At 48.7% G+C, this 14,877-nt stretch carries 15 protein-coding genes; all 15 read left to right on the top strand.

All coding sequences use genetic code 11. The features are described from left to right. Positions 1 to 204 precede the first annotated feature (204 nt). Complete coding sequence (ftsH, locus tag PHP87_RS06445) at positions 205 to 2,031, top strand: ATP-dependent zinc metalloprotease FtsH (protein ID WP_299919767.1); 1,827 nt, start codon at positions 205 to 207, stop codon at positions 2,029 to 2,031. 89 nt (positions 2,032 to 2,120) lie between these two features. Next, positions 2,121 to 2,645: an HD domain-containing protein gene (locus tag PHP87_RS06440; RefSeq protein ID WP_299919765.1), complete on the top strand. Its 525-nt coding sequence runs from the start codon at positions 2,121 to 2,123 to the stop codon at positions 2,643 to 2,645. 27 nt (positions 2,646 to 2,672) lie between these two features. Continuing rightward, complete coding sequence (folP, locus tag PHP87_RS06435) at positions 2,673 to 3,911, top strand: dihydropteroate synthase (RefSeq protein WP_299919764.1); 1,239 nt, start codon at positions 2,673 to 2,675, stop codon at positions 3,909 to 3,911. Further along, positions 3,904 to 4,263, top strand: a complete 360-nt coding sequence (folB, locus tag PHP87_RS06430; protein ID WP_299919763.1) for a dihydroneopterin aldolase — start codon at positions 3,904 to 3,906, stop codon at positions 4,261 to 4,263. Before folP ends, folB begins: the two co-directional genes overlap by 8 nt. Before the next feature lie 54 nt (positions 4,264 to 4,317). Next, a complete protein-coding gene (gene folK / locus PHP87_RS06425; RefSeq protein WP_299919762.1) occupies positions 4,318 to 4,896 on the top strand; it encodes a 2-amino-4-hydroxy-6-hydroxymethyldihydropteridine diphosphokinase in 579 nt (192 codons plus the stop codon). Positions 4,897 to 4,933: 37 nt separating this feature from the next. Next, complete coding sequence (locus PHP87_RS06420; RefSeq protein ID WP_299919761.1) at positions 4,934 to 5,830, top strand: Rossmann-like and DUF2520 domain-containing protein; 897 nt, start codon at positions 4,934 to 4,936, stop codon at positions 5,828 to 5,830. 95 nt (positions 5,831 to 5,925) lie between these two features. Then, positions 5,926 to 6,756 carry a 3-methyl-2-oxobutanoate hydroxymethyltransferase gene (panB, locus tag PHP87_RS06415; RefSeq protein ID WP_299919760.1) on the top strand — a complete coding sequence of 277 codons (831 nt, stop codon included), beginning with the start codon at positions 5,926 to 5,928 and terminating at the stop codon, positions 6,754 to 6,756. A gap of 147 nt (positions 6,757 to 6,903) precedes the next feature. Continuing rightward, a complete protein-coding gene (panC, locus tag PHP87_RS06410; protein WP_299919758.1) occupies positions 6,904 to 7,752 on the top strand; it encodes a pantoate--beta-alanine ligase in 849 nt (282 codons plus the stop codon). Between the two features lie 3 nt (positions 7,753 to 7,755). Further along, entirely contained in the window at positions 7,756 to 8,112 is a 357-nt protein-coding gene (gene panD / locus PHP87_RS06405; RefSeq protein ID WP_299919756.1) for an aspartate 1-decarboxylase, read from the top strand. Between the two features lie 39 nt (positions 8,113 to 8,151). Further along, positions 8,152 to 9,063 carry a quinolinate synthase NadA gene (nadA, locus tag PHP87_RS06400; RefSeq protein WP_299919755.1) on the top strand — a complete coding sequence of 304 codons (912 nt, stop codon included), beginning with the start codon at positions 8,152 to 8,154 and terminating at the stop codon, positions 9,061 to 9,063. Between the two features lie 165 nt (positions 9,064 to 9,228). After that, the gene (gene nadB, locus PHP87_RS06395) at positions 9,229 to 10,830 is read left to right on the top strand and encodes an L-aspartate oxidase (protein WP_299919754.1); all 1,602 of its coding nucleotides are present in this window, start codon (positions 9,229 to 9,231) and stop codon (positions 10,828 to 10,830) included. A 132-nt stretch (positions 10,831 to 10,962) separates the two neighbouring features. Further along, positions 10,963 to 11,793: a carboxylating nicotinate-nucleotide diphosphorylase gene (gene nadC, locus PHP87_RS06390; RefSeq protein ID WP_299919753.1), complete on the top strand. Its 831-nt coding sequence runs from the start codon at positions 10,963 to 10,965 to the stop codon at positions 11,791 to 11,793. Between the two features lie 500 nt (positions 11,794 to 12,293). Continuing rightward, a complete protein-coding gene (locus tag PHP87_RS06385; RefSeq protein WP_299919752.1) occupies positions 12,294 to 12,890 on the top strand; it encodes a biotin transporter BioY in 597 nt (198 codons plus the stop codon). Between the two features lie 100 nt (positions 12,891 to 12,990). Beyond that, a complete protein-coding gene (locus PHP87_RS06380; RefSeq protein WP_299919750.1) occupies positions 12,991 to 13,758 on the top strand; it encodes a type III pantothenate kinase in 768 nt (255 codons plus the stop codon). Positions 13,759 to 13,952: 194 nt separating this feature from the next. Further along, positions 13,953 to 14,877 (top strand): tRNA dihydrouridine synthase DusB (gene dusB, locus PHP87_RS06375; RefSeq protein WP_299919749.1); only part of this gene is annotated, 925 nt, incomplete at its 3' end.

The following is a 14,877-nucleotide window of genomic DNA, read 5'->3' as shown; positions in this document are numbered from 1 at the left end:
CTCCACCCTTCGGGTGTCGCTACTGAGGTAGCTGAGTGGTATATTTATTTAAGCCAATGAATACTAATAACTTTTTGCAAATAGCAAGTAGGCCATTTTGCAGCCACATCATGATTTATACTGCTTTGTGCGTAATTGAAAAGAAAGGCTTAATATGCTACAATATGACGCAAATTCTCCAGGATTTTATGGGGAGGAAATGTTTTGGACAGAGCTCTAAAAAATATTGCCTTATATACTCTAATTGTACTCCTGGCTCTCTTTGCCATGAAAATGGTGAGCCGCTCGGATATAGAAATCAAGGAGCTTAGTGAGCCTCAATTCTACCAGATGGTTGAGCAGGGTCAGGTGAAGGTGGTCGATGTAGAAGTAGCCGAACTGGTTTACAACCTTAGTGGCGAGTTGAAGGACAATAGCAAATTTACCGCTACAGTTTCCAAGGAAGCCGATATTATAAAGCTCCTGCGGGAAAAGAAGGTAGATTATACTACCCATCCCGTTCCGCCCCCGTCCATATGGATGACTTTGCTTACTACCCTGTTCCCCATAATTATTTTGGTGGTCTTCCTGCTCTTCATTATGAACCAGACCCAGGGCGGCGGAGGCCGGGTGATGCAATTTGGCAAAAGCAAGGCCCGCCTGTTGAGTGGAGAAGATGTAAAAGAATCTTTTAAGGATGTGGCCGGAGCGGAAGAGGCCAAGGAGGAAATGCAGGAAGTAGTGGAATTCCTGAAAAATCCGCAGAAGTTTGTTCAGATCGGAGCCAAGATTCCCCGCGGGGTTCTGCTCTATGGTGCTCCCGGAACGGGGAAAACCCTGATGGCCAAGGCCGTGGCCGGCGAAGCTGGGGTGCCTTTCTTCTCCATCAGCGGCTCGGACTTCGTGGAGATGTTTGTTGGCGTTGGTGCAGCCCGTGTTCGCGATCTTTTTGAACAGGCCAAGAAAAACGCCCCTTGTATAGTCTTTATCGATGAAATCGATGCGGTTGGACGCCAGCGGGGAGCCGGCCTGGGCGGGGGGCATGATGAGAGAGAACAGACCTTGAACCAATTGCTGGTGGAGATGGATGGATTCAGTACCGGAGAGGCTATTATCGTCATGGCCTCCACCAATCGACCGGATATCCTGGATCCGGCACTTTTGCGACCGGGAAGATTTGACCGTCATATATTGATTGATAAGCCTGATGTCAAGGGGAGAGAAGCCATTCTGGAGGTTCATGTCCAGAACAAGCCTCTGGACGAAAATATCAATATGGAAATATTGGCCAAGCGTACTCCCGGCTTCACTGGAGCTGATCTGGCCAATATGGTTAATGAAGCAGCATTGCTCACTGCTCGCCGTAATAAAAATAAAATCGGTATGGAAGAATTGGAAGAATCCATTGAAAGGGTCATTGCCGGTCCAGAAAAGAAAAGCCGGGTTATCTCCGAAAAAGAAAAACGGCTGGTGGCTTATCATGAAGGTGGGCATGCGGTAGTTAGCTATTTCCTGCCCCATACCGATAAATTGCATAAAATCTCCATTATACCGCGGGGACGGGCCGGAGGTTATACCCTCTTGCTACCGGAAGAAGACCGCAATTATATCACCAAATCCTACCTCTTGGATGAGGTTACCACCCTGCTGGGTGGGCGGGTAGCTGAAGCCTTGGTATTAAATGATATCAGCACCGGAGCCCAGAATGACCTGGAAAGGGCTAGCGGTATAGTACGCAAGATGATAACCGAATTCGGCATGTCGGAGGAATTAGGGCCACTTACCTTCGGCCATAAAAGCGAGGAAGTCTTCCTGGGACGGGACATCTCCCGGGATCGCAACTATTCTGACGCCATTGCCTATGCCATAGATAAAGAAGCCAGCCACTATATGGAAAGCAGTTACAAAAAGGCCGAAAAAATACTGCAGGAAAATATGGATAAACTGCACCAGGTAGCTGCCCGTTTGATAGAACAGGAAACCATGGAAGGCGAAGAATTTGAGGGAATAATGCGCCAGGCCGGGCATGGGGACAGTTCTTTTGCCCGTTAAATTTCTCTATAAATAGGGAAGGATTTTTTTCTAGCATGTATAATATAACTAATACCAGTCAATAGAATACTGCTCGGGGGGTGAATTATTTGAAGAGAGTAGAACTGCTGATAAATGACGAATTCTATACGGAATATATGCATCGCAATCGTGAAGAAGAACAGGAGCCCAAATTTTGCCAGCATGATTTCCAACACCACCTTAATGTTGCCCGGATAGCCTACATTTTGATACTGGAACAGAACCTTTTGAGCTATTTCGTTAAAGAAAGCGGTCTAAGTGGAAAACTGGCGGGGAAAGAAGTGATATACGCCGCCGGTTTGCTGCATGATATCGGTAAATGGCAGGAATATAAAACCGGAATCGACCATGCCTCCTTTGGTTCCCGCCTGACCCGGGAAATCCTGCCCCGTGCTCATTTCAATCCCCTGGAAATAGATTTGATCAGCCGAGCTGTATATGAACATCGCAACATCAGGCAGGATATGAGTTTTTTGGGCGAGAGGCTGCATCGGGCTGACAACCTGTCCCGAATTTGCCGCAACTGCGAGTATAACGAGCAATGTCCCAAGTTTAAAAACAAAGAGCTTACCATAAGCAATTTTGAATATTGATACTCCAAAAGAATGGAGGGAGCTTGGATGCAGCAGGGGCACCATGCCGTCTTAATACATGACCGCCGGGAAGCCCAGCGGCTTCTGCAGGAAATAGCGGTTGATTCTGCAGCCTTTGTCTATCTACTGCCAAAGGCTGTTTTTCGCTGTATTAAACTAAAAGAGATACCTTGCATAGCAGCCAATATCATCAAGCAGGAAATGCTGGCCAAAGGTGGCGAAGCCGCGGTTAAGCGTGAGGCCCTGTATTTGGAAGGGACCACTGATGTATTGTTACTGGGGACCCTAAAACACTACGGCCTGCTGCTGGAAAAGCTAAAGAAGCAGCCTTTTGGCTTGAAAAAAATTGCCGCCGAAATTCAAACAATACTGGATAACCTGGAAGCACGCGAGCGGACTATAGCGCTGGCTCATGGCAAAGAACTGTCCTTGAACCAGCGAACTTTAATTATGGGGATATTAAATGTTACCCCGGACTCCTTTTCCGATGGAGGCCGTTATATGGAAGCCGGCAAGGCGGTGGAGCGAGCCCGTAAGATGCGGGAAGAAGGGGCTGATATTATTGATATCGGAGGAGCCTCCTCCCGTCCCCAGTCCCAGATGATAGACGAAGCGGAAGAACTGCGGCGCGTCCTGCCGGTAGTAAAAAGCCTCTCCCACGAGGGCTTTATCCTTTCCTTGGACACCTTCCGCGCTGGGGTGGCCAGAGCCTGCCTGGACGAAGGAGTACACTTGATAAATGACATCGGATGTTTACAACTTGACCCCGGCTTGTTGCCCGTCCTGGTAGAGAAACAGGCCCCGGTGATACTGATGCACAACCGCATGCAGGTCCGGGATGAATCCGGACAGGTAATTGATGCTGAAAAAATTACCAAAGACCTTATGCACTACCAGGATATTATAAGCGACATTATAAAAGAACTCGGCCAATCTATAGAAATGGCCCGGGAGGCCGGACTGGCCCGGGAAAAAATGATTATCGACCCCGGGCTGGGTTTTGGCAAAAACACGGCCCAAAACCGCTTGCTGATAAAAAGGCTGGAGGAATTCAAAAGCCTGGGACAACCTCTATTGATAGGGGCTTCCCGGAAAACATTTATCGGCCAGACCTTGGATCTGGAAGTAGAGCAGCGCCTGGAGGGCAGTCTGGCCATTGTAGCCATGGCCATAATGAATGCGGCGGATATAGTGCGGGTGCATGATGTCCGGGAGAGCAAGCGGGTAGCCATGATGACGGATGCGGTGGTAAGGGAAAATGGATAAAATAATAGCCCGGGGCCTGGAATTTCAGGCTTGCCATGGTCTACTTCCAGCGGAAAAAGAAACCCCCCAGAAGTTCCTGGTGGATCTGGATCTATTTCTTAATTTAAGGGCGGCGGCCGAGTCGGATGACCTGGCTTTGACCGTTGATTATGATAAAGTATTTCACCTGGTGGAAAATATTGTAGAAAAGCAATCATATAATCTTTTGGAAACCCTGGCTGAGAAGATTGCTGCTACTTTGCTGGATTCTTTTGCCGCTTTGCAGGCAGTTGAAGTACAGGTATCTAAACCCGATGCTCCGGTGAAAGGAAACTTTGATTATATTGCTGTAAAAATTAGAAGAGAGAAATGATGAAATTTTCTTGCTCTTCCCCCCACTATATGATATTTTTTAGGGTGAACCCTCATGAAAAATAGAGTTTACATAGGACTAGGCTCAAATTGCGGCTTTAAACAAGAAAATTTGGCGGTTGCCAGGAACATGATTACAGAATTGGAAGGAACCAGAATAGTCAAAAGCTCCTCCCTTTATTTGACCGCACCCTGGGGCCGTACCGAGCAGGAAGATTTTATAAATCAGGTAATAGAAATTGAAACGGCTTTGGAGCCTCTGGTTTTGTTGCAGAGTTTGCAAGAAATTGAAATTAAAATGGGCCGCCAGCGCAAGGAAAAATGGGGCCCTCGGATAATAGACCTGGATATCCTTTTATTTGGAGATGAGGTGCTGGATTTTCCGGAATTGAAAGTCCCTCACCCACTCATGCGGCAACGTTTGTTTGTACTGGTTCCCTTGCGGGAAATTAATGCAGAAATCATCTTTCCTGACGATGGAGCCAAAATCAAGGAGGTGTTGATTAGAGTCTTTGCCCGGGAAGGAAACAGTAAAATCAAGAGAGTAGAAGGTTCTCCCACCAGAAATCCCGGATCTGGCAGAATTGCTGGTATCTATTATGAACCAGACGAAAAGCTGTCACCGGAAGACTAATGTGATTTCTCCTGTACCCAAAAGGGGGGTTTAGTTAATGAGAGAGAAGATAGGTATTATTGGGACGGGAGTGGTAGGAACCGCTGTTGGGGTGGTACTCAAAAACAAGGGCTATGAGATTACGGGTGTGCAGGATATTAAATCCGAATCTACACAACAGCTTGTGGAACGGATCGGCTGTACCGCTTACCCATCACCTCAAGATGTTTCTCACTCGGCGGATATAATCTTTGTTACTACCTCCGACACTGTGATTGCCAGTGTAGTTGATGCAATAGCAGATAATCGGGCTTTTCGCCCGGGACAGGTCATAATACACATGAGCGGGGCCCAATCCTCGCAGATTCTAGATCGAGCGAAGGAATTCGGCGCTTTGGTCTTGTCTGTGCATCCCCTGCAAGCCTTTGCCAGTATCGACCGGGCCATAGAGATACTGCCTGGTTCAGTATTCAGCATTGAAGGGGATGAGGAAGCTTATGCCCTGGGGGTCAGCATAGTAGAAGCCCTGGAAGGGGAATATTTTTTCATTGACCGGAGTGCCAAGCCTTTGTATCATGCTGGTGCCTGTGTGGTCTCCAATTACCTGGTTACCATTATTGATTTTGGAATAAAACTTCTGGAAGCAACAGGAATACCCCGGATGATGGCGGCCAAGGCCTTGTTGCCCCTTATATCCGGTACGGTTAAAAATATTGAAAACATAGGTATACCCAAAGCCCTGACCGGTCCGATTGCCCGAGGCGATCTGGGCACGGTAGTGGATCATATGCTTTGTATGGAAGAAATGGCACCGGAGCTAATGAAACTATACAGCTGGCTGGGCTTCTATACCGCATCAATTGCGCTGGAAAAAGGCAGTATTGATGAAAAGACCCGGGAAGAGTTCCAGAAGCTTTTCCTCCGTGAGCTGACCCGGATGGAATCAGCCAGCTAGCCTCTTTAGCTTTTTTAAGGATGTTTCCTCCCCCTGGAGGGCAGGGGGAAGTGCTAACACTGCTTGTAGATCTCCGGATCAAAAGGAGGTTAAACATGGCTAGAATTACTACCTCAGTTTTAAAAGATAAAAAGAACCGTAAGGAAAGAATAAGCATGCTCACCGCCTATGACTATTCCCTGGCGGGAATGGTAGATGAAGCCGGTATCGACATGATATTGGTAGGCGACTCTCTGGGTATGGTGGTATTGGGTTACGAGAACACCCTGGCTGTTACCATGGACGAGATGATTCATCACAGCAAGACCGTGGTGAGGGCCAGCAAAAACGCTATGGTGGTCGGAGACATGCCTTTTCTCTCCTACCACATTTCCAAAAAGGAAGCCGTGCGCAATGCCGGCAGGTTCATACAGGAAGCCGGTTGCCAGGCGGTTAAGCTGGAGGGCGGCAGCGAAAGAGTGGATACAGTTAAAGCCATACTGGACGCCCAGATTCCCGTTATGGGACATATCGGACTGACCCCGCAATCGGTGCACCAGTTTGGTGGCTTTAAAGTACAGGGCAAGGATTTGGAAACCGCCAAGAAGCTGGTGGACGATGCCAAAGCCCTGGATCAGGCTGGAGTCTACTGTATAGTCTTGGAATGTGTTCCCAGCGAACTGGCCCGCAGGGTTACTGAGGAAGTATCCGTACCCACTATTGGCATTGGTGCCGGACCTCATTGCGATGGGCAGGTTTTGGTGATTAACGATATGCTGGGAATGTTTCAGGGACATATACCCAAGTTCGTCCGGAAATTTGCCAATTTAGAACCATTGATAATGGAAGCCTTGAAGAACTACAAAGCCGAAGTGGAAGCCGGAACATTCCCGGCGGAAGAACACTGCTTCACAATTAAGGAAGAAGTCTTGGATAGACTCTACTAAGCTCTCGGGAGCGAGAATTCAACTAATCCCCATGGTCGGGGGCCGCAACTACCGATGAAAAGTGAGTTAGTAAGGGTTTGTAATATAATAATGGGGTTAAATAACTCACTCCTCACTTTTCTTATTAATTTTGATGAGGAAAAGGCTATGCAAGTATTTGAAAATATTACAAAAATGCAAGAATGGGCTCGGGAGCAAAAGAAACAGGGCCAAAGCATCGGTTTAGTTCCCACCATGGGTTATCTTCACGAGGGTCATCTGGCCCTCGTGAAAGAAGCCCGGCAGCACTGTGATCGAATAGTGGTTAGCATTTTTGTCAACCCCATTCAATTCGGGGTAGGCGAAGATTTTGAGCAATACCCGCGTGATCTGGAGCAGGACAGCGCTCTCCTGGAAAAAGAAAAAGTAGATGCACTGTTTTGCCCCGGCATCCGGGATATGTATCCCGGTGGCTTTCAGACTTTTGTGGAAGCATATGGGGAAATTACTGAGAAAATGTGCGGAGCTTCGCGTCCGGGACATTTCAAAGGAGTTACCACCGTAGTAAGCAAGTTATTCAATATCTGTCAGCCTGACCGGGCCTATTTCGGCCAGAAAGATGCCCAGCAATTGATGGTTGTGGAGAAAATGGTACGGGAATTGAACTTCCCTCTGGAAATTATCCGGGTGCCTATCGTAAGAGAAAAAGATGGGCTGGCCATGAGTTCCCGCAATGTCTATCTGAGTCCCGAAGAAAGGGCAGAAGCCCTGGTATTGTACCGAGCGCTAAAAATGGCGGAAGAAGAAATAAAAAATGGGGAGAGAGAGACTGGGATAATCCGGCAGAAAATGGAGGAAATGATAAGAGCCTGTCCTCGGGCTGCAATCGACTACATTGCGATTAGTAATGCCAATGATTTGTCGGAAATGCAAACTTGCGCCGGTAAGGTTTTGATAGCCCTGGCGATAAAGTTTGGCAAGACCAGGTTGATTGACAACCTTATTGTGGAGGTGTAACTGGTGCTGCGGCATATGCTCAAATCAAAAATCCATCGTGCGGTTGTAACGGACGCCAATCTGAATTATGTGGGCAGTATTACCATCGATAAGGATTTGATGGACGCTGCTGACATTTTGGAGAATGAAAAGGTGACCATAGTTAATAATAACAACGGCGCGCGTTTTGACACCTATGTTATAGAAGGTGAACGGGGATCAAAAGTAATTTGCTTAAACGGAGCTGCCTCTCGCCTGGTACAAAAGGGGGATGTAGTAATCATTCTCACCTATACCGTACTCCAGGATGAAGAGTGCCACAACCACAAACCCAGGCTGGTTTTTATGGACGAAAATAATAACATCAAAAAACTTGGTTAGCCAGCGTTTATGATAAAGATAAATTAGGAGGCTTTGACTATGCCAGCAGAGCTGGAACAATATGTGCTGCGCCGAAAAAAGGAAATTAACGCAGTCATCCTGGCTCATTTTTACCAGTTGCCTGAAATACAGGATATAGCTGATTTCGTTGGTGATTCGCTGCAATTGGCTATTCAGGCCGCTGCTACCAGCGCCCAGGCAATAGTCTTTTGCGGCGTAAACTTCATGGCCGAAAGTGCCAAGATACTGAATCCAGATAAAACGGTTATTCTGCCCGATATTCGAGCGGGATGTCCCATGGCAGACATGGCCGGAGCGGAGGCCTTGCGCAAAATGAAAGCCGAAAACCCCGGCGCGGCAGTTGTATGCTATGTCAACTCCAGCGCCGAGGTCAAGGCGGAGAGTGATATTTGTTGTACTTCATCCAATGCTCTTAATGTAGTTCGCTCCATCCCGGAAGATAGAACGATAATTTTTGTACCGGATCAGAACCTGGGAGCCTACATCCAGAGCCAGACCGGGCGCAAGATGATACTCTGGGAAGGATATTGCCCCATTCACCATGCACTCAGCTGGGCGGAGGTGGAAAAACAAAAAGAGCTGCACCCTGAGGCGCAGGTAGTGGTACATCCTGAATGCCTTCCTGAGGTAACCCGAAAGGCAGATGCCGTGCGTTCTACCGCCGGCATTCTGGAGCATGTACGCTCCAGCTATGAAACGGAATTCATCATTGGAACTGAGGAAGGTTTTCTCTATACGCTGCAGAAGAACTGCCCCGAGAAAAAACTCTACCTGGCCCGGGAAAACTTTCATTGCCCGGACATGAAGTATATTACCCTGGAGAAACTGGCCGGCGCCCTGGAAAACATGGAGTATCAGGTGGAAGTGCCCCCGGAGATAAGCCGGCGGGCTCACCGCAGCCTGGACCGCATGATAGAGATCAAAGGGTGAAAAGTGAGGGGTAAGGAGTGAGGGTTAGGAAAACTTGCTTCTTATTAATAACCTGGAACCTTGCTTCACCTGAAAAAAGCAAAATTATTTCGGCAATAATCAATTAATTAACGCAGGTAGAATAATGTCCTGTCATGGCAGATTAAATAAACAATCAGGTGAATTATGATAATAACACGCTATATAGGGGTTCTCCATAAGGATACCCCGGTGGAGACTACCGATTTTCTCATAGTTGGCGGAGGGATAGCCGGGCTTTTTACCGCGCTAAAAGCCTCCCAGTATGGGAAAGTCATCGTATTGACCAAAAAAACCATAGAAGACTCCAATACCGGATTGGCTCAAGGGGGAATTGCCGCTGCTGTGCACGAAGAAGATTCCCCTTTTTTGCATCTGGAGGATACTCTGGAAGCAGGAGCCGGACTTTGCAATATTGAGGCCGTAGATGTTCTGGTGCGGGAAGGACCGGAACGTGTGCGGGAATTAATCCAGGCGGGGGCCAGCTTCGACATGAAGAACGGTAATGTAGCCCTTACCCGGGAAGGGGCCCATAGCAAAGCCCGCATCCTGCATGCTGCTGATACCACCGGGGAGGCCATCCGCGTAGCCCTGGTCAAAAAATGTGAAGAAAGTAGCGACATAAGGATAATAGAAGACCAATTCCTGGTGGATATTTTAGGGCATGACCAGCGTAAGGAATGCTACGGCGCTCTGGTTTATGATGCCAAAACCCGGCAGCAGCTAGCCTACCTGGCCAAAGCCACCATCATAGCTACCGGAGGAGCCGGGCAACTCTATCGTTACACCACCAATCCCAGCGTAGCTACCGCTGATGGCATGGCCGCCGCCTATCGCGCCGGGTGCCGGCTCAACGACATGGAATTTATCCAGTTTCACCCTACAGTACTTTTTAGTTATAGCAATCAGCGTTTTCTCATTTCCGAAGCGGTTAGAGGAGAAGGAGGTCTGCTCTACAATGATAAAGGAGAGCGCTTTATGCCCGCTTACCATTCCCTGGCCGAGCTGGCCCCGCGGGATATTGTATCCCGGGCTATTGTAAATGAGATGAATCACAGCGGCAGCGAATATGTCTACCTGGACATGAACGGCATCCAGCAGGTGGAGAAGCGCTTCCCCAATATCTATCGCACCTGCCGGGAAAGCGGCATTGACATTACCCGTGAGCAGGTACCCGTTTCCCCCGCAGCCCACTATATCATGGGTGGAATTGAAACCAGCACTTACGGAGAAACTGGAGTTTATGCCCTTTATTCCTGCGGCGAAGCCGCTTGCACCGGAGTACACGGCGCCAACCGCCTGGCCAGTAATTCCTTGCTCGAAGGCATAGTATTCGGACAGCGCATAGTGGATCGCGCCGAAGAAATCATGTACCGCCGCCGTATCAGCATCGATGAAGTATTCCGCCATTTTGACCAGAGTTGGTTCTATTCTCCGCAGCAAGAGGGCATCGACCCCCCGGAAGCGAAAAAGCGCCTGCAGGCAATTATGTGGGAAAATGTGGGCATAATAAGGAATGAGGAAGGGCTCAAGGCCGCCAACCAGGAAATCGAAGAAATCTACAGCCATGTAGCATGCGGGGAGGACCTCTTTGCCTATTATGAAATAGTCAATATGCTGACCGTAGCTCGCATCATAGTACAAGCCGCCCTGTGGCGCCAGGAAAGCCGCGGCGGGCATTTCCGCTCCGACCACCCCGCCCGTGACGAACTCCGCTGGCTCAAACACCTCTCCTTCATCAACTGTTAGTTGGCAGGCAAGGGGACGGTTCTTTTGCCTGCACTGCTGAAAAGTGAGTTAGTAGGCGCTTGATAGTAAGATTGTAAAAGGAAAAATCTCACCCCTTACTCCTCACTTATACTATGATTCGGAGGATAAAAAATGAACGATTGGATGGTAAAAGAAATAATAAAAAGAGCCCTGGAAGAAGACCTGGGGAACGGGGATATAACCACCCAGAACCTTATAGCGGAAACTCAAGAAGGTCAGGGCCTGTTTTTGGCCAAAGCCAGCGGAATTGTGGCTGGGTTAGAGGTCTCTGCCGCCGTTTTTAGTTGCCTGGAACCGGCGGTGCAGTTTACCGCCTTTAAATACGATGGAGATGAAATCAAGCCCGGGGACAGGATTGCCCGAGTTGAGGGAAAAATGAACACCCTGCTCAGTGGAGAAAGAGTAGCCCTGAATTTCCTGCAACGGCTTTCCGGGATAGCCAGCAAAACCCGTAATATGGCAGAAAGCATAAAATACCAGCATGCAGTTCTGGTCGACACCCGTAAAACCACTCCCGGTCTGCGCCTGCTGGAAAAGTATGCTGTCAGGGTAGGAGGGGCGAAGAACCATCGCTTCGGCCTTTATGATGGAGTAATGATAAAAGACAACCATATCCAGGCGGTTGGAGGAATACAAAAGGCCGTGTCCACCCTCCGGCAAAAGGTTCCCCACACCCTGAAGATTGAAGTGGAAGTGGAGAACCTGCAGCAATTGCAGGAAGCTCTGGAAGCCCGGGCCGACATAATATTATTGGACAACATGGATTCCGAAAGCATGAGAAAAGCGGTGGAAATAGTAAACGGTCAGGCCCTTCTGGAAGCCTCCGGTGGCGTCAATGAAGAAAACATTGTTGAAATAGCCAAAACCGGAGTCGACTTCATTTCCTGCGGGGCCCTCACCCATTCCGCCCCCAGCCTCGACATCAGCTTCAAAATACAGTAAGTTATAAAAACTTCAACGATTAGTAAAATTTTCCTGAATCATTAAAGAAATCAGTGGCAATAATTGCATTAATAGCATATACTATAGTTAATGGCAGGGCCGAAGCCCTGCCGGTGGCTCGCTAGGCTCTTTGGGTGTTCGGGACCCAGAGGGCCGTCACTTTTTCTGTGGCTGGACAACTTGTCCGTAAAGCACAGTATCTGCACTCTGCGTCTTGTTGCTTTCTGCCACAGGAACCCTGCAACATAACTGCAATGGTGACAACCATAAGACATCACCTCCTTTCGGTGAATATGGCAAATGCAACCCCTCTTTTGGGTGCAATGATGCACTTGCACCAGTTGCGATACTCTCACCGATCGAAGGTTTTCCTTTCACCTAAGAGCTAAGAACCAATATTATTGTAACATAATTTGCCTGGTATGGAACAAATAATAAAACTTCCCTTGCCTGTTAACCAAATGATATAATATAGGTTAACAACTTGGAGGAGTGATGGGATGAGGATATCTACCCGGGAAATGGTTCTGGCGGCGATGTTTGCCGCCCTGCTCTGTGTTCTTACCATACTGGTGAGGGCTTTCCAGCCACTGATGGTGATACCTTTCAGCCTGCAGCCACTGGTAATGCTCCTGGCTGCCCTGCTGCTTTCGCCCCTGGCCGCATCTTTGAGCATGCTGGCTTATCTTCTTCTGGGGCTCATTGGCCTGCCGGTTTTTTCCGTACCCCCTTATGGCGGCCCGGCCTATGTTTTGCTGCCCAGCTTCGGTTTTTTGCTGGGATTTCCGCTGGCCGCCTACCTGCAATCCTGGTTTTTGCGCCATGTTTTGGGAAAGCAACATTATCATGCATACGCCACTGGCGGGAAAGCGTCCATTCTATTAAAATTTTCCCTTTCCGGTCTATTGGGAATAATCATTTATTATTTGCTTGGTTTGCCCTATATGTATTTGATATTAAATTTCTACCTGGGACATACTGTAAATGTTGGACAAATAATTAAACTGGGTTTTCTCCCCTTTGTTTTCTTCGACTTAATAAAAATTGCCATAGCCGCCATAATTGCCGAGCAGTTTTGCAGGAGAATGGAAACTTAGAGAGAAGAGATTAGAAGAAATAAAGCTTGCGGGTTCCGCTGCTTTTAGGAATAAGAAACAGGAAAAACCGGCCCTGGTTTGAAATTGGAGGGAATATGCCTTGATACTGGTCTTTGATGTGGGCAATACCAACACAGTAATCGGCGTTTATGACGGGGAGAAGCTCTTAAACCACTGGAGGATAAGAACCAATCCCCAGCGTACCTGCGACGAATACGGAATATTGCTGCGCTCCCTGTTTAAAAACGATAGATTTAATCTAAAGGATATAAAGTCGGTGGTTATTTCCTCGGTTGTTCCTACATTGATGATGGAACTGGAGTGGATGAGCCGTAAGTTTTTTGCCTGCCGCCCTCTGGTCATCGGCCCGGGAGTTAAGAATGGCCTGGCTATAAAGTATGAGAATCCCCGAGAAGTGGGGGCTGACCGGGTGGTAAATGCGGTGGCTGCTTATAACAAGTATGGGGGGCCTCTGATAATCGTGGACTTTGGCACTGCCACCACCTTTTGCGTAGTAAGCGCCAAAGGGGAGTACCTGGGCGGAGCCATTGCCCCCGGGATTATAATATCCACTGAAGCGCTGGTCTCCAAAGCCGCCAAACTACCGCGAGTAGAGCTGCAACGACCCCGCAGCCTGATCGGCAAAAATACCGTCAGCAGCATGCAGGCCGGGATAATGTATGGTTTTGTAGGACAGGTGGAAGGGATTATCACCCGGATGAAAACGGAAATAGAAGGTGAACCCCAGGTGATTGCTACCGGTGGCCTGGCCGCGGTAATCGCCCGCGAAACCGATGTGATCGATACAGTTGACGAGTTCCTCACCTTGGATGGATTACGGTTGATCTACGAAATGAACCGGGGATAATCTCCACCTACCCCGAGCGAGCATAGGGAGGGTTCTTCCGGCTGGTCCGCCTGCAGTTATATTATGATATATATAAGAAGAACCGTTCCCATAATATATTTGGTTCTACTGCAAAAACCCCTTTTTGTTGCATAGGGTTGCATAAATATTACTTTTTGCAGCGGAATCATATTTTCATTTTAAAGGAGAAGTCAGTGTTTTTTATTGGCAAGCAGAAGATAAAAAACCGGGTCTGTGCTGCTCCGATGGCCGGAGTTAGCGACCAGGCCTATCGCATTCTGGCGCGAGACTTTGGCTGTGGGCTGGTCTGCAGTGAAATGGTAAGTGACAAAGGCCTGGTCTACGGTCAGGGGCGAACCAGCAAAATAGCCGATAGCAGTGGAGAAGAACGACCGGTGGCCGTACAGATTTTCGGCTCCGAAGCTGAAAGCATGGCTGCTGCTGCCCAGATAGTAGAAGATATGGGAGCAGATATCATTGATATCAATATGGGCTGTCCTACCCCCAAGATTGTGAAAAACGGGGAAGGGGCAGCCTTGATGCTGGATATGGCCAAAAGCCGGGCTATAGTCCGGGAAGTGTTGCGAGCTGTAAAAGTCCCCGTAAGCGTTAAGATGCGCAAAGGCTGGGACGAAAACAGCATTAATTGCCTGGAACTGGCCCAGGCGCTAGAAGAAGAAGGAGTTGCCGCCGTCTGCCTTCATCCCCGCAGCCGCCAGCAATTCTTTTCCGGTTCGGCTGACTGGAATTTAATAAAAGAGATGAAGAAAGAGCTTAAGATACCAGTAATCGGCAACGGCGACATCTGGTCGGCTGATGATGCCCGGCGGATGATTGATTTCACCGCTTGTGATGCGGTAATGATCGGACGGGCCGCCCTGGGAAACCCTTTCATTTTTCGGGAAACGGTGGAGCTCTTGAAAAACGACCGCCGGATACCCCCACCCAGCCGCGAAGAAAGGCTGCAAACTGCCACCCGGCATCTCGACCTCGTCTGCCAATTTAAAAGCGAAGCAGTAGCTGTCCGGGAAATGCGCAAACACTTTGCCTGGTATATCAAGGGACTCCCCGGAGCCACCCGCGTTCGCCAGGAGATAAACCGCGCCGCCTCCCGCGATG

It is taken from the genome of Syntrophomonas sp., from assembly GCF_028707975.1.
Lineage (GTDB): Bacteria > Bacillota > Syntrophomonadia > Syntrophomonadales > Syntrophomonadaceae > Syntrophomonas.
The sequence above is the reverse complement of the archived record's forward strand: the minus strand, read 5'-3'. Positions and strand labels throughout refer to the sequence as shown.